General features: G+C 36.8%; 16 protein-coding genes and 1 pseudogene. 6 read left to right on the top strand and 11 right to left on the bottom strand.

Annotated elements, in window-relative coordinates:
• The first annotated feature begins 52 nt into the window (after positions 1 to 52).
• The 3 genes from C564_RS0119655 to C564_RS0119645 are packed head-to-tail and all read left to right on the top strand — an operon-like array spanning position 53 to position 3,057.
• Positions 53 to 976: an iron-hydroxamate ABC transporter substrate-binding protein gene (locus tag C564_RS0119655; protein WP_018766512.1), complete on the top strand. Its 924-nt coding sequence runs from the start codon at positions 53 to 55 to the stop codon at positions 974 to 976.
• Between the two features lie 48 nt (positions 977 to 1,024).
• On the top strand, positions 1,025 to 2,059 hold the full coding sequence (locus C564_RS0119650; RefSeq protein ID WP_026008634.1) for a FecCD family ABC transporter permease: 1,035 nt from the start codon (positions 1,025 to 1,027) through the stop codon (positions 2,057 to 2,059).
• Positions 2,056 to 3,057 (top strand): FecCD family ABC transporter permease, encoded by a 1,002-nt coding sequence (locus tag C564_RS0119645; RefSeq protein WP_018766510.1) that lies wholly within the window; start codon positions 2,056 to 2,058, stop codon positions 3,055 to 3,057. The genes C564_RS0119650 and C564_RS0119645 overlap by 4 nt, the downstream gene beginning before the upstream one ends.
• A gap of 57 nt (positions 3,058 to 3,114) precedes the next feature.
• On the opposite strand, the gene C564_RS0119640 is transcribed toward C564_RS0119645, so the two are convergent.
• The 6 genes from C564_RS0119640 to C564_RS0119615 form a co-directional block, all read right to left on the bottom strand.
• Positions 3,115 to 3,756, bottom strand: coding sequence for an L-fuculose-phosphate aldolase (locus tag C564_RS0119640; RefSeq protein ID WP_003205653.1), 642 nt, complete (start codon positions 3,754 to 3,756; stop codon positions 3,115 to 3,117).
• Positions 3,757 to 3,792: 36 nt separating this feature from the next.
• On the bottom strand, positions 3,793 to 4,587 hold the full coding sequence (locus C564_RS0119635; RefSeq protein WP_018766509.1) for a DeoR/GlpR family DNA-binding transcription regulator: 795 nt from the start codon (positions 4,585 to 4,587) through the stop codon (positions 3,793 to 3,795).
• Positions 4,588 to 5,030: 443 nt separating this feature from the next.
• Positions 5,031 to 6,071 carry an S-methyl-5-thioribose-1-phosphate isomerase gene (gene mtnA / locus C564_RS0119630; RefSeq protein ID WP_018766508.1) on the bottom strand — a complete coding sequence of 347 codons (1,041 nt, stop codon included), beginning with the start codon at positions 6,069 to 6,071 and terminating at the stop codon, positions 5,031 to 5,033.
• A 12-nt stretch (positions 6,072 to 6,083) separates the two neighbouring features.
• Positions 6,084 to 7,313 carry an S-methyl-5-thioribose kinase gene (gene mtnK / locus C564_RS0119625; RefSeq protein ID WP_018766507.1) on the bottom strand — a complete coding sequence of 410 codons (1,230 nt, stop codon included), beginning with the start codon at positions 7,311 to 7,313 and terminating at the stop codon, positions 6,084 to 6,086.
• A 365-nt stretch (positions 7,314 to 7,678) separates the two neighbouring features.
• Positions 7,679 to 8,287, bottom strand: coding sequence for a class I SAM-dependent methyltransferase (locus tag C564_RS0119620; RefSeq protein ID WP_003194685.1), 609 nt, complete (start codon positions 8,285 to 8,287; stop codon positions 7,679 to 7,681).
• Positions 8,288 to 8,375: 88 nt separating this feature from the next.
• A complete protein-coding gene (locus C564_RS0119615; protein WP_018766506.1) occupies positions 8,376 to 9,482 on the bottom strand; it encodes a M20 peptidase aminoacylase family protein in 1,107 nt (368 codons plus the stop codon).
• A gap of 236 nt (positions 9,483 to 9,718) precedes the next feature.
• On the opposite strand from C564_RS0119615, the gene C564_RS0119610 reads away from it, so the two are divergent.
• The 3 genes from C564_RS0119610 (at position 9,719) to C564_RS0119600 (ending at position 12,769) form a co-directional block, all read left to right on the top strand.
• On the top strand, positions 9,719 to 10,828 hold the full coding sequence (locus tag C564_RS0119610; RefSeq protein ID WP_018766505.1) for a mandelate racemase/muconate lactonizing enzyme family protein: 1,110 nt from the start codon (positions 9,719 to 9,721) through the stop codon (positions 10,826 to 10,828).
• A 14-nt stretch (positions 10,829 to 10,842) separates the two neighbouring features.
• Positions 10,843 to 11,538 carry a hypothetical protein gene (locus C564_RS0119605; protein ID WP_018766504.1) on the top strand — a complete coding sequence of 232 codons (696 nt, stop codon included), beginning with the start codon at positions 10,843 to 10,845 and terminating at the stop codon, positions 11,536 to 11,538.
• A gap of 760 nt (positions 11,539 to 12,298) precedes the next feature.
• Complete coding sequence (locus tag C564_RS0119600; protein ID WP_018766503.1) at positions 12,299 to 12,769, top strand: hypothetical protein; 471 nt, start codon at positions 12,299 to 12,301, stop codon at positions 12,767 to 12,769.
• A 134-nt stretch (positions 12,770 to 12,903) separates the two neighbouring features.
• On the opposite strand, the pseudogene C564_RS35095 reads toward C564_RS0119600, so the two are convergent.
• From C564_RS35095 to rlmD, 5 genes and pseudogenes are all read right to left on the bottom strand, one after another.
• Positions 12,904 to 13,077 (bottom strand): annotated as a pseudogene (locus C564_RS35095) (IS3 family transposase); the annotation flags it as partial.
• Positions 13,078 to 13,345: 268 nt separating this feature from the next.
• Positions 13,346 to 14,053 (bottom strand): M48 family metallopeptidase, encoded by a 708-nt coding sequence (locus tag C564_RS0119595; protein WP_018766502.1) that lies wholly within the window; start codon positions 14,051 to 14,053, stop codon positions 13,346 to 13,348.
• Between the two features lie 121 nt (positions 14,054 to 14,174).
• Positions 14,175 to 14,708 carry a DUF1456 family protein gene (locus tag C564_RS0119590; protein WP_003205667.1) on the bottom strand — a complete coding sequence of 178 codons (534 nt, stop codon included), beginning with the start codon at positions 14,706 to 14,708 and terminating at the stop codon, positions 14,175 to 14,177.
• A gap of 596 nt (positions 14,709 to 15,304) precedes the next feature.
• Positions 15,305 to 16,294 carry a tRNA dihydrouridine synthase gene (locus C564_RS0119585; protein ID WP_018766501.1) on the bottom strand — a complete coding sequence of 330 codons (990 nt, stop codon included), beginning with the start codon at positions 16,292 to 16,294 and terminating at the stop codon, positions 15,305 to 15,307.
• Between the two features lie 261 nt (positions 16,295 to 16,555).
• Positions 16,556 to 17,932 carry a 23S rRNA (uracil(1939)-C(5))-methyltransferase RlmD gene (gene rlmD / locus C564_RS0119580; RefSeq protein ID WP_018766500.1) on the bottom strand — a complete coding sequence of 459 codons (1,377 nt, stop codon included), beginning with the start codon at positions 17,930 to 17,932 and terminating at the stop codon, positions 16,556 to 16,558.
• Positions 17,933 to 17,991: the final 59 nt, after the last annotated feature.

Raw genomic sequence — 17,991 nt, 5'->3', positions numbered from 1 at the left:
CCGTTAGAAAGCTATATACTACATACAATTTTATAAAAAGGAGAAAGAAAAAATGAAAAAGTTATTCATTTCACTGACAGTTCTATTCGTACTCGTTATGAGTGCTTGTAGCAACGGTTCGACAGATAAGAAAAACGATTCAAATGCAAAGGGAAGCAAATCAGAAACAATTACATACCAATCTGAGAATGGTAAAGTTGAAGTTCCTGCAAATCCAAAACGCGTTGTTGTACTATCATCATTCGCAGGTAACGTAATGTCTTTAGGTGTAAACCTTGTTGGTGTAGATTCATGGTCTAAAATGAATCCGCGTTTTGAGAATAAATTAAAAGATGTTACAGAAGTATCTGATGAAAATGTTGAAAAAATTATCGAATTAAATCCAGATTTAATCATTGGTTTATCAAACATTAAAAATATCGATAAGTTAAAGAAAATCGCTCCTACTGTAACATTCACATATGGGAAAGTTGACTACTTAACACAACATTTAGAAATCGGTAAACTACTAAATAAAGAAAAAGAAGCAAAAGCTTGGGTTGATGATTTCAAAAAACGTGCTGCTGCTGCAGGAAAAGATATTAAAGCAAAAATTGGTGAAGATACAACCGTTTCTGTTATTGAAAACTTCGACAAACAAATCTATGTATTCGGCGATAACTGGGGCCGTGGAACAGAAATCCTGTATCAAGAAATGAAATTAAAAATGCCGGAAAAAGTAAAAGAAAAAGCGCTAAAAGATGGCTACTATGCATTATCTGCTGAAGTTCTACCTGAGTATGCTGGGGATTACTTAATTATAAGTAAAAACAACGATACGAATAATTCATTCCAAGAAACAGAATCGTACAAAAACATTCCAGCTGTTAAAAACAATAAAGCATTTGAAATAAACGCGAAAGAATTCTATTTTAATGATCCAATCACATTAGATTTCCAACTAGATTTCTTCAAGAAAAGCTTTCTTGGTAAATAACACAACAATGAGGAATTCTTATTTAAAGAATTCCTCTTCCTTTATTCTATGAAAAGAAAAGATGTGAAACTAATGACAAAAGACAATCTACGTTCCACTTCCTTTGTATACAAGCTCATTTTAGGAACCATTGTGTTCTTTATTATATTTATGGTTGCCATGGTATTTGGCGCAGCAGATACCACTATAAAGGATGTATGGATAGCGCTGACTTCTAACGCTAATGGAGAAAAGTTCTCCATTATCCGTGAACTTCGCTTACCACGTGAAATTGCAGCCATTTTTGTTGGAGCTGGGCTCGCTGTTTCTGGTGCGATTATGCAAGGTATAACGCGAAATCCACTCGCTGATCCAGGATTACTCGGGCTAACTGGTGGTGCCAACGCTGCCTTGGCAATTACACTTGCCCTTATTCCTTCTGTAAACTATTTTTATATAATGATTGCTTGTTTTATCGGTGCTGCTATCGGCGCCATTATGGTTTTCGGAATTGGTATGATGAAAAAAGGCGGGCTTTCTCCTCTTCGTATTGTACTTGCTGGCGCCGCGGTTTCAGCATTTTTAGTCGCGATTTCAGAAGGAATCGGGATTTATTTTAAAATCTCACAAGATGTATCCATGTGGACTGCCGGAGGCGTAATCGGAACATCATGGAACCAATTACAGGTCATTGTTCCAGTTATTTCAATCAGTATATTCATTGCAATCTTATTTTCAAAGAAATTGACGATTCTTAGCTTAAGCGAAGAAGTAGCAATAGGACTCGGTCAAAAAATCATCGTCATTAAAATCATTCTTTTTATCGTTATCATTTTACTTGCCGGTGCTTCTGTTGCACTTGTTGGAAATATGGCATTTATCGGTTTAATGGTACCTCATATGGTCCGCCCTATTGTCGGACCAGACTATCGATTTGTGCTACCGATGTCTGCCATTGCTGGTGCTTCTTTTATGCTATTAGCTGACACACTTGGACGCACAATCAACGCTCCATATGAAACACCAATAGCGGCCATTATCGCAATTGTAGGTTTACCATTCTTCCTATTCATCGTACGTAAAGGAGGAAGGTCGTTCTCATGATTCAACAATCTAAAAAACAACGAGTAATCGTACTTGCCTTACTCCTGCTTATTACAGCAACCATTACAATTGGAATGGGCCTAGGAGCAGCTTCATTGTCCTATGATAGACTGCTACCTACACTTTTTGGCCAAGGTACATTTAAAGAAGAATTTATTTTATTTTCTCTTCGATTACCACGAATTGTGATTACACTATTAGCTGGTATGGCACTTGCCTTATCAGGAGCTATACTACAAGGTATAACGCGTAATGATCTAGCCGAGCCTGGTATTATCGGTATTAACTCAGGGGCAGGCGTTGCAATTGCCCTTTTCTTTTTATATTTTCCAATAGACGCAGGCTCATTTGTTTACTTGCTACCAATCGTTGGATTTATCGGTGCCTTTATTACAGCCTGTCTCATCTATGGATTTTCATACAGTAAAACTGCTGGGCTTCAACCGATAAGACTGACATTAACAGGAATTGGATTTACGTTCGCTCTTTCCGGAACGATGATTGTACTTATTTCATCTGCTGAACGTGCAAAAGTAGACTTTATCGTAAAATGGATTGCCGGAAACATTTGGGGAGATGACTGGGTTTTTGTTTTCGCACTCATTCCATGGCTAGCTGTACTCATTCCATTTACTTTCTATAAAGCAAACCGATTAAATCTCCTTGCATTAAATGAGCATGTAGCAATTGGTGTTGGTGTCGCACTCGAAAAAGAACGCCGCTCACTCCTTATAGCAGCCGTTGCATTAGCAGCTTCTGCCGTTTCAGTCACAGGGGGAATCGCCTTTATCGGACTTATGGCTCCTCACATCGCAAAATCTTTAGTCGGGCCGAGGCATCAATTATTTCTTCCTGTTGCCATTTTAATCGGGGGATGGCTATTGTTACTTGCAGATACAATTGGTCGTCATATTGTAGAGCCAAGTGGAATTCCAGCGGGGATTATGGTCGCTTTGATTGGTGCTCCTTATTTTATGTATTTGTTACTTAAGAAATAAAAATAAAATCCCTTGAGAGTCGATTTGTTCTCGAGGGATTTTTTCTATTTACTAATTCTATTGTTGCCCATACCCATCAAACTTCTTCGCCAATCTTGCCATCTCTTTCTCTGGCAACAATTTTGGCTCTCCAATGCACTTCGTTTGATAATAAATTTGCGCGCAAAATTCAATTTCCTCCGCAACAGTAAACGCCATTTTTATATTGTTCCCACCGGCCATTAAGCCGTGATTAGCAAGTAAAACCGCACGGCGATCAATCATTCCTTCAAAAGCCGCTTCTGCTAGTTCCTTTGTTCCGAATGTTTCATACGGCGCACAACGTACATTTGGCCCTGCGAAAGCAATCAGATAAGATACCGCAGGAAGTTCCCATCCTAATGATGCTATTGTTTTTGCGTAAGGGGAGTGCGTGTGAACAAGTGCGTTGATGTCCTCACGCTTTCTATAATAAATAAGATGCATATCTAGTTCACTAGAAGGCTTTCTATCCCCTTCCACAATTTCACCATCTAAATTCAATATAGCTACATCTTCAGGCACTGTTTCAAAATAATCTAAACCACTTGGACTTATTGCAATAAGACCTTGTTCACGATTAAAAATACTAATATTACCGCCAGTCCCCTTTGTTAATCCGCTAGCGATCATTTTCTTTCCATACTCTACAATCTCTTCTCTTTCTTTTTGTAGTAACATATATATACATCCCCCTTGGTGTGAACTCTGTGACGACTAGTTTGCTAGAATAATAGGTGTACCATATTCTTTATAGCTGTTAATACATTCTTGCTGCAGTGGTGTCAACGGTATGAGCTCATCTGTGATAATTTTTGTAATACCCTGTTTATCACAAACCTTATAGAAAGCAACCTTTCCGAGCTTCGTATGATCTGCTAAAACAATGACTTCACTCGATTTGCTAAGCATCGCTTGCATCGCTTGCTTCGCTTCTCCTTCATCAATAGCTGTATCTGTTAAGCCTTCATGAAAACTAAGTGCTTTACTTGAAATAAAAGCTTTATCAATATAAATTGCCTCTAAATACTGTTTTAAAGAAGCTCCCATAACAGATAAGGATTTTCCACGTAAAAAGCCACCAAGTAAAATGACGACAACCTCTGGCGCATCTGCTAGTTCAATCGCAATGCTCAGGTTATTTGTCACAACCGTTACATCTTTGCGATCCTTAATAAGTTTACTTACCTCAAGGGCTGTTGTACTCGCATCAAACGCAACGACATCACAATCTTCAATTAACCTAGCAGCTTCACGTGCGATTGCTAACTTCTCTCTCTTATTACTATTTAGACGCTCTTCCATCGAATATTCATATACCCGCTTTGTTTTTAGTTTTACACCACCGTACATCCGAATGACTTTGCCGTCTTTTTCAAGCTTCTCTAAATCTCTTCTTATTGTCATTAATGATACTTGAAATGCATCGCTTAAATATGAAACTTCCACGTGCTCCCTTTGTTCAAGTATCTCAATGATTTTATTTCTTCTCTCTACCGGTGAATTAGACATGATAATCGGTCCTCTTTTTAGTTATTTTCTTATATGTCTAATATACATAAGCAATTTTCTATATAAACCCATCTTGATTTTTCAACATATAAGTCGCTACTACGAAGAACAAAAGATGATCGCTACTTGTTTTCTCTCTGTTTTCACTTGGCATGAGGCAGGAAGAGGACCTGACCGCTTCTATGCATGGACAGGCGCTCTCTCCCATCTAAAAAGAAAGGTTTTAGATCGTTTTTTAAGGATAACTCCTTTTTTGTTTTCACATATAAGTTACTGCTAGGAAAACAACACATGATCTGCACTCGTTTTCTCTCCCTTTTTTAACTTGGTATGGGGCAGAATGAGGCTCTGACCGCTTCTATGCATGGACGGACGCTCTCTCCCATCTAAAAAGAAAGGTTTTATATCAGTTTTTCAATTTGTACTTATATATTTCATAATTACTAAAATAACTTTCTTAAATTCTCGGTAAATGGAGCCCTAACAATTCCCTTTTCCGTAATAATTGCTGTTACATTCTCATGCGGCGTTACATCAAACGCTGGATTATATACTTTACTTTCTTTTGGAGCTGAATATTGCCCAAAGCGGTTAATCACTTCAAAAGCATCACGCTCCTCGATCGGAATCTCCTTACCTGTTGGTGTTTTTACATCAATTGTCGGAGTCGGTGCTGCAACATAAAATGGAATGTTATAATATTTCGCTAAAATGGATACACCAAGCGTTCCAATTTTATTTGCCACATCACCGTTTGCCGCTACACGATCGCAGCCAACAATAACTGCATCAATTTTCCCTTGTGACATAACCATTGCCGCCATATTATCCGTAATGACTGTTACATCAATCCCAGCTCGCTGCAGTTCTAGTGCCGTTAACGTAGATCCTTGTAATCTAGGACGTGTCTCATCAGAATAAATCTTTAAATCCCATCCCTTTTCTTTCGCTAGGTACATCGGCGCTGTTGCAGTACCATATTTCGTTGTTGCTAAAGCACCTGCATTACAATGCGTTAGTACACCCATGCCATCTTGGAACAATGTTAATGCATATTCCCCAATTTGGCGGTTAATCTCTTCATCTTCTTTATGAATTCCTTTTGCTTCCTCTAATAACCTATTTTTCAAATCAGCAATAGATAAATGGGAATGTTCTTTTGCCGCATTTTCCATTCTCTCAAGTGCCCAAAATAAGTTCACCGCTGTCGGTCGAGATGTCGCTAAGTATGTGCAGACTCTATTTACTTCTTCTATAAATGACTCCACTGAATCTTCGGATGTCTCTTTTACGCCTAAATACACACCGTAAGCTGCTGAAACACCAATCGCCGGTGCCCCGCGTACTTTCATTACTTGAATGGCATCCCATACACCCTCAGCTGTTGTAAAAGATTCATAGACTACCTCATTCGGTAATAGAGTTTGATCTAATAAAACTAAAGCATCATCTTTCCACTGAATTGGTATTAATTGCTCTGTCATCATCTTCTCTCCTTACTTTGCACTATGGACAGACTGCTCTTTTAACGTTTGTAAAAAACTAGCGCCTGTTTTATATTCATTTGCTCGTAAAATAAACTTCTTCGCTGCCTGTAAACAAATCCGTTCTGCTCCCGCCCGAGCTTCATCACTTGAAATCGATGTAATATCTTTCACCTTTGCTAATCCAACAATGCGGCGAATCAACTCTAAACCCGTCACAGCCGCTGTATCCACTAACACAGATTGTAAATACCAACGAGCAAAGCCAGTTTCCTTTGCCATAATCTCTGTTACATGTGTGCTCCACGCTTCTAAAAACTTCTTCTTAAACAAGTCGATTACATCTATAATCGTAGACTCCAGCCAACTCATATAGGTATCTTTTTCCACTCCATCAACCATTGCTACATCTGCATTCACCCAAGCAAATATTAAATTTGCCATCACATTCCCAACGTCATATCCCATCGGACCATAGAAAGCAAATTCTGGATCAATGACCTTTGTAGAATCCTTTCGTACAAACACAGAGCCAGTATGTAAATCACCATGAAGTAGTGCCTGCGCATTCGTCATAAACGAAAACTTAAGCTTCGCTACTTCCATACGAAGTGCTTCATCTCCATATATATGCTCCCGAATCCAACCTTCATTTATCGAAAACAACTCATTGCGCTTGTTATGATCTGTAAATGGCTCCGAGTACACAAGATCCTCTGTAATCTCACATAACTCTGGATTGATATAATTTTTCACAAGTTCCTTTTTCTCTTTATGATTCATCACTACATCAGATGTTAATAAAAGCGTGTTTACCATGAAAGTAGTTAAATCATCCGCAAGCTTTGGAAACATTTGATGGTTAATCAGTGCCGTCCGTAAAATCGTATGGTCTGATAAATCTTCCATCACACAGCAATTCATCATACTATCAAATAAATACACATCTGGTACAAGCCCAGGTGCCAGCTTCCCCTCTAACTGCAAAACGTTTGACTCAATGCGAATTCGATTCGTGGACAACTTAAACTCATCTGAAATACGCGCCGTATCTCCGGCTTGCTTCACAATGACAGAAGTTCCTTTCTCCTTATCCCAAACACGAAACACATAATTTAAATTGCCATCCCCAATTTCCTTGCACTGCAAATCTTTTGCGTTTTCAAACATTGGTAACTTCTCTTTCACATACTCAATAACATTATTAGCTTCCATTAAAAAATACTCTGCGAACTTAGACATGGTTTCTCCCTCCACACTAAATGTAAGCGTTTTCTAAAAGCCGTAAAAATAATAGATTGAAAGTATTTTTCAATCTATGTTATATGTTCTTTTTGTATCATATTTTGTTTGAAACGAACATCTAGTTTTTATTATAGCTTGTTGAGGATGGGAGTCAATGTTTTCCTATATGAAAACGGGAAGCTACTTTTGTATTTTAAGAGTTTCTTGCTTCCTTTTTATTTAATACGCTTTATCCCCTATCAATCTTACATAATGAGCAAAGTTCAAACATCCTGTACTTCATTGTGTTTTATTTATGATACCGTTCACCGTATTTAATTCTAAATACTCGCTGACATTTACTATTTATCTTTTTACTCCTTCTAGCTTCTCAATCCATAAACCAAAAACCTCTCGTTCCCATTCCGCTCATACACCCCAGGCAATCTAACTTCCTCTTTCAATTCAAATGCCGTTTGATTCTCTAAGAAAAAGATATAATCTTCCGATGGATAATATAAAATAATCTCTATTTCTCTCTCTACTTCCTCCACCGAAAGCAATATATTATTGATTACATTCATAAACACTTGCACTGAAAATGGATTAAAGAAATAAAATCGATTGTCACGCGGATCAATCTCATATTCTTGCGCTAAGCAACATTGAAATTGAATTTTATCTTTACTATTTCTCGATTTCTTCGCATAACGTTCTAAATTTCCCATTGCTTCTTTGTAGAACATCTCGTTCATTTCTATTCCAACAGCTGACGCACCACATGCATGATGAATATAGAAATTCAGCCGGCCTTTTCCGCATCCAAAATCAACAATCCGATCACTGCTTTTCATTTCATATTGATCTAATAATATTTCTAGCCCGCTATATGGTGTTGGTTCATAGCGATGATAATGCAGAGACTTATTGAATCCCTTTTGCTCTCCTACTGTTTTTATATTTAATATCGCATCATAATATTGTTCGTTCATTGATTTTCTCCTATTAAGAAATAATACTTTTTATTATACAACATAGAAAAAAAGCCTGATAAAATCAGGCGTTTACTTTAAACCAATATTATTTTAAAGCTTCCAACACAGTTTGCTTCATTATCTCTACTCCATCGATTATACAAGCGTGATCAAACTTCATATAAGGGTGGTGTAACCCGGGCTTTAAATTTGCCCCTAATCCTAACATAACAGCTTTTAAATGCGGCCTTTTGACCGTATAGTAATGAAAATCATCACTTCCTGTAGTAAAAAGTGGCGGTGTGCATCCGTCTTCTCCGTATATTTCAAGAATTCCTTTCCGCATGAGTTGCTCTGCCTCTTCCGATACCTCTGCCCCAGGTGCAATATCAACCCATTCGTAAGAGATCTTCGTTCCCATTGATTCAGCTGATTGAATGACATGTTCTATCTTGTTCGTTAACTCTTCTAGCAATACATTGCTCTCCGCCCTTACATCTAAACCGAATTGCCCATTTCCTGGAATGATATTTAAATTATCTCCACCAGCTTGGCATTTCGTCATTTTGACAGAGTATGATTTTTGCGGTGAGAGCCAGATGTTTTTTAATCCGATATTAATCATAGAAATAACATCAATTGCGTTCACACCTTGATGTGGTCGTGCCCCATGCGCATCATCCCCGTGTATATTCGCTTCTAAAAATCCCGCTGCCCCATGCCGAATAGATGGTGCTGCTTTTTTTAAAGGTAATTCTTCAATTGGTCGTAAATGAACACCAAATAAGAAATCAGCGTCATCCACCGCTCCCTTCTCCACCATCTTTAAAGCACCATTTCCTTTTTCTTCTGCAGGCTGGAAAATAAATCGGACAGTTCCTTTTTGCCAATGCTCATTTTTCAACTGCAAAATAAGTCCCATCGCAATCGTCATATGAGCATCGTGACCACAAGAATGATTTGCTTTAAATTTCCCATCTACTTCTTGCCATAATGCATCCATATCAGCACGAATGGCGATAACTGGTTTCCCTTTCCCCATTTCAGCTATAACTCCAGGGCTATCATCAAATACTTTATATGAAACTCCTTCTTCTTCTAGAAATTTCGTAATATAGGCCGTTGTATTATATTCTTTCCAACTTATTTCAGGATTCTCGTGTAAATGCTGAAAAATTTCGTTTAAACGATCTTGAAGCTCTACTGTTTTCACTTTCCCTTTCTCCTTCCTAAATTCGAAGCAGTTTTCTCATTTATAAAAATCCTATTTCGAAAAACATATTGAATATTCACGCAAATGTCAAGAGATTGTCCCTTCATTTCTTTTGAAATATAATAAGGTAATTAAGATAAGAATTCTGAAAATTCTTTTAAAAAATTACTCATCATTAGTCTAATTAAGAATATATGCAACTTTACATTTATGATACAAAGGACGTGGATTATACAATGAAAATTACAGCAATTCATCTTTATGCAATTCGTTTACCACTTCGTGATCCATTTATTATCAGCTACGGCACTTACCATGATATGCCTTCTATTATTGTAAAAATTGAAACAGATGAAGGTATTGTCGGTTACGGTGAAGGAGTAGCTGATGATCACGTTACAGGCGAAACATGGGAAAGTACCTTTCAAGTTTTAAAACATACATTAGCTCCTGCCTTGCTAGGTGTGAATCCAATGAATATCGAGAAGATACATGACATCATGAATCAAACTATTTATAGTGTTCCTACCGCAAAAGCTGCGATTGATATTGCTTGCTTTGATGTAATTGGGAAAAAGTTAAATCAGCCTGTTTATCAATTGATTGGTGGCCGTTACCATGAAGTGTTTCCAATTACTCATGTTTTAAGTATCGCCTCCCCAGAAGCTATGGCAGAAGAAGCTGCTTCCATGATCAATAAAGGCTATCGCTCTTTTAAAATGAAAGTCGGAACAGATGTTCAAAAAGATGTTGAGAGAATTGAAGCTGTACGTGAACGAGTAGGGAATGATATCGCAATTCGCGTGGATGTAAACCAAGGCTGGAAAAATAGTGCTACTACGTTAACTGCATTACGCTCACTCGGACACTTGAACATTGATTGGATTGAACAACCAGTTATAGCTGACGATATTAATGCAATGGCCTATATTCGCTCAAAAACAGACCTTCCACTTATGATTGATGAAGGACTAAAAAGTTCCCGTGAAATGCGCCAAATTATTCAAATGCAGGCCGCTGATAAAGTGAATATTAAATTAATGAAATGTGGCGGTATATACCCCGCTGTGAAACTCGCTCATCAAGCTGAAATGGCCGGAATTGAATGCCAAGTTGGCTCCATGGTTGAATCATCTGTTGCATCTTCTGCTGGATTCCATGTTGCTTTTTCGAAAAAAATCATCACAAGCGTTGAACTAACAGGACCGTTAAAGTTCACGAAAGATATTGGAGATTTATATTACGACATACCATTTATTCGTCTAAACGAAAAGCCAGGATTAGGCGTCGATGTCAATAAAGATATACTAAATGAATTAACCGTTTTTCAAGACGTTGTTCGCTAAAGGAGGACCACCACATGAACATTCTTTATGAAGGAACATTAAAACAAAACGAACAAAGATTCAAGGTCGCACCATTATCTTTCGATCACATCCAGCAAATTTTATCCTTACAAAATGTTGTAATTGAAGCATTAGAAAATACAGATAGCTTGCAACCTCTTACGTTAGAAGAATATCAATATATATTAAACGGAAACGGCTTAATAATTGGTGCATTTGTAGATCAAGAGCTGATTGCGTTTCGTGCACTCTTAGTCCCACCTATTGATAACGAACATTTAGGGTTTGATATTGGTTTAACTGAGGATGATTTAGACCGTGTTATTTACCAAGAAATCTCAAATGTTCATCCAAAGTGCCGTGGAAACGGCATGCAGAAAATATTAGCAACAGTGATTATGGAACAATTAACACAAACAGACAGCAAATACGATTACGTTTGTTGTACAGTTGCGCCATTTAATATTCCTAGCTTAAAAGATAAGTTCGCGCAAGGAATGGAAATTGCGGCATTGAAGGAAAAGTATGGTGGGGATATGCGTTATGTTTTTGTGAAGAAACTACGTGGGAATGAGGAGAAAGTTTGGACGACTGTTAAGACAGTTCCGATGAGTGATACATCTAGGCAACAGAAACTTCTAATAGAGGGTTATCGTAGTTATGAGATAGAGCATCATGATGGGGAATATTTTGTTCGACTTGGGAAGTAAGATAGTAGTTGTTAGTAATTTTTTTATTCTAGCTAAAAGAAAAGCGAATGCTTACTTGAACTGTACCCTATAAAATGGACAGTTCATATAAATGATTGTATAAAAATATATAGTTTTAATTATATATTTTTATACAAAAACACTTGAATATAAGCAGGGCTTTTTGTGTTTATAACTCTGACTAACACCTTTCACCAACGCTCCAGTTGTTGGCATATGTGTAGTTGAAGTGGTATTGTTACACAAACCATCCAACTACACATATGAAATAATTCACAAAAATAATGTACAACCAATATCCATATACATATATTTTTAACTGAAATGGCTTAGTAGTTATATTTTAACTAGATTTCCCTAATCGTTTTAAAACATACTTATTTCAAGTAAAAGTGTACATCTTTAAACTGTCATTTATAAGTTTAATACAAAGACCTTTAAAAATTAAGCACTTAAACGATAGTTTCGGTATTGTACCGGAGCCATTTTTTAAGTGTCCACGATTCGGGGTACAGTTCAATTTACTCAAGGTGTAATGTTATATCCTAAGTCCTAACTCAAGAATATAGCTAATCCCCCTGTTCTCCCTCGTAAATAGATTCTCTTTATACTGTTCAGCCAAATGTAACGGACAAAAAGAAAAATAGGATTAGGATAATTTAACAATATTTTCAAAATTTTATATATATTCCGAAATATCTATGATAACATATTAATGTTATCATTTTATGTAATAATTTAACAATAGGGGGGTGAAATAATGAAAAAGATTGAATTTTCAACTAGTTTACTATTCTTTTGGATAAAAGGTAAAGTAGAGGTCGATAATAGGTTTGTAAAAACAAACTTATCAAATACATTATTAGGATTTATCCCTGCTGGTAAAGACCAACAAAGTATCCCTCTAAAAAATATTTCTGGAGCTATGTTATCTACCAAATACTTTATCAAACCAATCATTTTAGGATTATTTATATTTTTCACCGGATTGAATTCTTTAGGCGATAGCTTTATCCTTGGTTTGATACTACTAATTTTAGGTATAGGGATTGCAGGTAGTGGAATTCAAACAATATTAGAAATTGAAAAATCAGGAACACCTTATTTGATAAGTGTCCCATTTTTTGAAAAACCAAAAATGCAATTATTAAACAATAGTATACATGACGCTTTAGCAGAAGATACAGACAAAACGGATTTAAACTTGTTTTTTGATAAGAAATCACAATAATATTTAAAAAATGTATCCCTCAAAAATCCAAAACGCAGAAACGTGTTATTCAAACACTTTCTGCGTTTATTAATTACTTACGAGTTAAAAAATGGTGGATTTGAGTCAATATTTTGGACACAAAAAAATTAAATCTAAGCTACCTTTTTAGCCAAATCTTCTATTGCTTGAAGAGTTTTATAACCAACGCTACTATGAATCCTCTTGCAGTTATAGCATCCCTCAATATATTGAAATAGCGCTAAGTTTGCTTGTTCAAATGTGACATATTGTGTAAGATATACTTCTTCTTTCTTTAAAATAGTATGAATTCTATTTTACGCTTTACTATCACTTGTGATACTTCTCACCATAAGTAATCCTAAATAAAAATCCCCCTATCGCTACTACAATAAGGAGGATTACTCACACTACTACACCTATTATTAACCTTCTCTCACAAGCCAACCCACACACTCCACATGTCCAGAGTGTATACGGCAATACAATGGAATGTTTGTGAGTTCAGTTATAAGAGAAGAAGCAATTATAAACTAAAACTGTAGTGCAATAGTAATCACTCCAACGATATCACTACTAAACCGTCATTTTCCAACTTGATAACGCTAACCAGTTTTCCATCTCCTTATAATCAGGCATTATCTTCCCAACAAGACGCCAAAAAGATCGATCGTGATTTAAATGGACCATATGGCACATTTCATGAACAACTACATAGTCAATCACCCTCTGAGGTGCCATTGCTAGCTTCCAATTAAACGTTAACTGTAGATTTGAATCACAGGTTCCCCATGTACGGTTACTATCTGAAATACGGATTAAACGCGGCTTTGTTTTAAAGTTACTTTGATACGATTTAATACTCTTCTCTACTAACGCTTTACACTGTTTATAATAAAATCGTTTTAAAGCTTGTTGTATTTTCTCATTCTTAAGCTCTTTCACATAAATATGCAGCTTATCTCCTTCAAACACCGCATTATCTTGCTCAATACTTGTATCTTGAGAAATCTGTATCGGGTACGTGTTTCCTAAATACAGAAAGCCCTCTCCTTGATCATAAGCCTTTTCCTGTGACCCAAGCACTCTCTCCTGCATTTCCTTACGTGTTTTCTGAATCCAATCCCATTTCTCCTCTAACAACTGGATTATATATTCAACAGGCGTCCCTTTCGGAGCTTGTACCTCAACATTTCCGTAAGAATCTACATAAAGACGTACTGATTTTTTTTTCTTGTAATTTATATGAAAATTGATTGTCTCACCTAAATATGTATGTATCATTTCATCACCTAGCGTATTTGTTCTTGTTATTTTTACAAATAAAAAAGAGTAGGCTACAAACTCCCTACTCTATCTATTATATCATTTACTGCTTTACCATAAATGCTACAATACTTATCCCTTATCCTCTATATTTAACAGCTAGTCCCTTTAAGAAATTCCTTGCGTATCTATCGCCGCACTCTTTGTAATTTTTATGACCTTCTTTTCTTAATAGAGCGCTTAATTCTCCTTTTGTTACGATGACTCCTACGTCTTCTAATATATCAAGCATATCTTCACTTGTTAATGATAGTGCTATCTTCAATTTTTTTAGAACGAGATTATTAACACTTCCATTACTCTTTAAAGACATCGCTTGTCTATCCGATTGCCCTGGTTTTGGATCTTGTTTTCCTCTTTTAAAAGTAATCAAACCATTCAAAAACGACTCTAACATAACATTATTGCATTTTATTTCGTAATCATTTTCAACTACATCACTATCATCGTCAACTTCATCATAGTAACTGTTTTTTAATTTTGTCAGCATCTTTCGCACTTCTTCTTTTGTTACTTCAACGCCACCAAGTTTAAACATCTCCACCATATCTATATCTTTTATATCCAGAGCATATCTTACTCTAATTAAAATATCATTATTGCTTATAGCCATTGTTTGTCCTCCTAAAATGTTGGTTATTTATCCAGCAGTCAAAGCGTATCCTCTAACATGCTTTAAACTATCATGTTTAATATAACTTTTTAGTTAATGTCCGCTAAATTAATACTTTAACACTTTACAGACATGTTTTATAGTCTTACCCAAATTAATACTTGTGAAGGTCATACTAAAAAACTCAAGAGGACCTTGAGTCTGGGGAAAGATTCAAATGATTTTTTGATTTATTCTCTTCTCCTTCCTTGCGCCTATAGATCTGGTCTATATTTATTAAACCTTGAGGTACGCTTATAAGACTCTTTCCACCGTTGCGTTAACGAAAAGAAAAAGCAGTGCTTTGATCTCTCAAAAACACTGCTCATTTTCTGCTTTAAATTTATTTTAAACTCAGCCAAGCCACACACTCCACATATGCAGAGTGTATGTGGCAACACAAGGTTGCTGGTGGGTTTATTACATTCTTAAGACCTTTTTCTTTCAGAAAACAGACTTTATCAAACAAAAGTTGTCGGCTGCAAGGGAACTTGAAACTGAATAAAATAAGCACACGTGAGTTGATGTGAATCATTTTCCCTCTAACTTTTTGAGAGTTACACCATTTCACTGTCCTCTGTCCCATCAACACTCTTTTCAAATTTATCAAGCAATGCACGCACTTCATCTGTTGATTTCGTGCTCATCAATTGATTTCTTAATTCAGCAGCTCCATGGAATCCTTTGACATAAATTTTGAAAAAGCGATGAAGCCCTGTGATTGAACGTGGCAGTACTTCCGCATATTGATCTTGAAGATCAAGCTGCAGTCTTAAAAGATCAAGATATTCTTTACTGCTATGCTCTTTCGGCTCTTTTTCAAAAGCAAAAGGATTTTTAAAGATACCTCGTCCGATCATAACGCCATCAATACCATATTTTTCAGCAAGCTGTAGCCCAGTTTGACGGTCAGGAATGTCTCCATTGATTGTTAGTAGCGTATTTGGTGCGATACGGTCACGTAATTTTTTGATTTCGGGAATTAGCTCCCAATGCGCATCTACTTGGCTCATTTCTTCTCTTGTACGTAAATGAATAGAAAGGTTCGCAATATCCTGTTTTAAAATATGCGTTAACCACTCCTCCCACTCATTTAGCTCCTTAAAGCCAAGTCGTGTTTTCACGCTGACAGGCAGTCCGCCCACTTTTGCTGCTTGAATAAGTTCTGCGGCAACGTCTGGACGCAGAATAAGGCCACTACCTTTTCCTCTTGATGCCACATTCGGTACAGGGCAGCCCATATTAATATCGATGCCTTTAAATCCTAGCTCTGCCATGCCAATACTCATTTGACGGAAATATTCGGGATTATCCCCCCAAATATGTGCCACCATTGGCTGTTCATCTTCTGTAAAAATCAAACGGCCACGCACACTTTTCATACCCTCTGGATGACAATAGCTATCCGAGTTTGTAAACTCTGTGAAAAATACATCCGGTCGACCGGCTTCACTTACTACGTGACGAAAAACAACATCTGTCACATCTTCCATTGGTGCAAGTACAAAAAATGGTCGTGGTAAATCACGCCAAAAATTATCTATCATTTCAAACTCAAATCCTCTCACTATGGATACAACTTCAAACTCTCGGTCAAAAAATATAAAGCCAAATGTTCCACTTCTTTTACACTTATATCATGCTTAATAACTTATTATCAAACACAAGTACATTTGGACATTTATAATTTGTGAAAAACTATCGTGAAAATCGGCAATGTTTATTTTAACTAAAGTCGGTCCTGAATGGTATTTTTATAAACAAAAAAGCAGATGGTATAGATTTTTTCTATATCAACTGCTTTTCTATTATACCAACTCCAACCAAGCCACACACTCCACATGCGTAGTATGCGGGAACATATCCACAGGCTGTACTTCCTGCGTCTTATATCCGCCTTCTTCTAATACTTTTAAGTCACGTGCTAGTGTTGCTGGATTACATGATACATATACAACGCGTTTTGGCTTCATATCGATGATCGTGTTTAATAGTGCCTCATCGCAGCCTTTACGCGGCGGATCGACGACGATTGTATCAGCAATTACGCCTTCTTTATACCAGTTTGGAATGACTACCTCTGCTTCTCCTACTGCAAATTCAGCGTTTGTTATGTTGTTTAATGCAGCATTTCGATTTGCGTCTTCAATTGCTTCTGGGACGATTTCAACGCCGTATACTTTTTTCGCTTTTTGCGCTAGGAATAGCGAGATTGATCCGATTCCGCAGTATGCGTCGATTACTGTTTCATTTCCATCTAATTTTGCATATTCTAATGCTTTGTCATATAGCACTTTCGTTTGTTCTGGGTTTACTTGATAGAAAGAACGTGCTGAGATAGCAAATTTAATATCACCGATAAAATCATAAATATATTCTGATCCATATAGGACTGTTGTTGTATCTCCGAAAATTACGTTTGTACGTTTCGTGTTTACGTTTTGAACAATTGATTTTACATTTGGGAACTTCGCTGTAATTTCTTCGATGATCGCCTTTTTGTTTGGAAGCTCTGCCGTACGTGTAATGAAGACAAGCATAATTTCCCCTGTTACTTGTCCGTACCTAGCCATTACGTGGCGAAGTGTTCCTTTATGACGTTCTTCGTTGTACGCTGTGATGCCATGCTTTTCACAAATACGTTTTACTTCTTGAATTAATGCATCATTTTCTTCTGCTTGAATTAAGCATGTTTCCATATTAATGATGTCATGTGTTCCTTGGCGATAAAAACCAGCTACAAGCCCGCCTTCACGTTCTCCAATCGGTACTTGTGCTTTGTTTCGATAAACCCACGGATTCTCCATACCAAGAACAGGATGAACTGGTACGTCGTGCAGTCCACCGATGCGCTGCATTACGTCACGCACTTGTTTTTCTTTCGCCTTTAGTTGTCCTTCATATGTTAAGTGCTGAAGCTGACAACCGCCGCATTGGTTGTAAACTGGGCATTCTGCATCTTTACGATATGGACTTTCTGTATGAAGCTTCATTAAACGGCCAAATGCGAAGTTCTTCTTTACTTTAATAATTTTAATTTGTGCTTCTTCACCTGGTAACCCGTTTTTTACGAAAATAGGATATCCTTTCACTTTCGCAACACCGGCACCATCATGTGTTAAATCTTCAAATACTACATCTATAAACTCGTTCTTTTCAACTGGTGGCGTCATTTTATTACTCATTTTCCGACCTCTCTTTTTCATAACACTGCGTTACATTTTACCATACTCATATGCTCTTT

This window comes from Bacillus sp. 105MF (assembly GCF_000374885.1).
In the GTDB taxonomy this organism is placed as follows: Bacteria; Bacillota; Bacilli; order Bacillales; family Bacillaceae_G; genus Bacillus_A; species Bacillus_A pseudomycoides.
Note: the sequence above shows the minus strand (reverse complement) of the source record. Positions and strands in the feature narration are given on the sequence as shown.

Coding starts and splice junctions, on each gene's coding strand:
- C564_RS0119655 (WP_018766512.1), top strand. CDS start 53: ATGAAAAAGTTATTCATTTCACTGACAGTTCTATTCGTACTCGTTATG.
- C564_RS0119650 (WP_026008634.1), top strand. CDS start 1,025: ATGAAAAGAAAAGATGTGAAACTAATGACAAAAGACAATCTACGTTCC.
- C564_RS0119645 (WP_018766510.1), top strand. CDS start 2,056: ATGATTCAACAATCTAAAAAACAACGAGTAATCGTACTTGCCTTACTC.
- C564_RS0119640 (WP_003205653.1), bottom strand. CDS start 3,756: ATGTTACTACAAAAAGAAAGAGAAGAGATTGTAGAGTATGGAAAGAAA.
- C564_RS0119635 (WP_018766509.1), bottom strand. CDS start 4,587: ATGTCTAATTCACCGGTAGAGAGAAGAAATAAAATCATTGAGATACTT.
- mtnA (WP_018766508.1), bottom strand. CDS start 6,071: ATGACAGAGCAATTAATACCAATTCAGTGGAAAGATGATGCTTTAGTT.
- mtnK (WP_018766507.1), bottom strand. CDS start 7,313: ATGTCTAAGTTCGCAGAGTATTTTTTAATGGAAGCTAATAATGTTATT.
- C564_RS0119620 (WP_003194685.1), bottom strand. CDS start 8,287: ATGAACGAACAATATTATGATGCGATATTAAATATAAAAACAGTAGGA.
- C564_RS0119610 (WP_018766505.1), top strand. CDS start 9,719: ATGAAAATTACAGCAATTCATCTTTATGCAATTCGTTTACCACTTCGT.
- C564_RS0119605 (WP_018766504.1), top strand. CDS start 10,843: ATGAACATTCTTTATGAAGGAACATTAAAACAAAACGAACAAAGATTC.
- C564_RS0119600 (WP_018766503.1), top strand. CDS start 12,299: ATGAAAAAGATTGAATTTTCAACTAGTTTACTATTCTTTTGGATAAAA.
- C564_RS0119595 (WP_018766502.1), bottom strand. CDS start 14,053: ATGATACATACATATTTAGGTGAGACAATCAATTTTCATATAAATTAC.
- C564_RS0119590 (WP_003205667.1), bottom strand. CDS start 14,708: ATGGCTATAAGCAATAATGATATTTTAATTAGAGTAAGATATGCTCTG.
- C564_RS0119585 (WP_018766501.1), bottom strand. CDS start 16,294: ATGATAGATAATTTTTGGCGTGATTTACCACGACCATTTTTTGTACTT.
- rlmD (WP_018766500.1), bottom strand. CDS start 17,932: ATGAGTAATAAAATGACGCCACCAGTTGAAAAGAACGAGTTTATAGAT.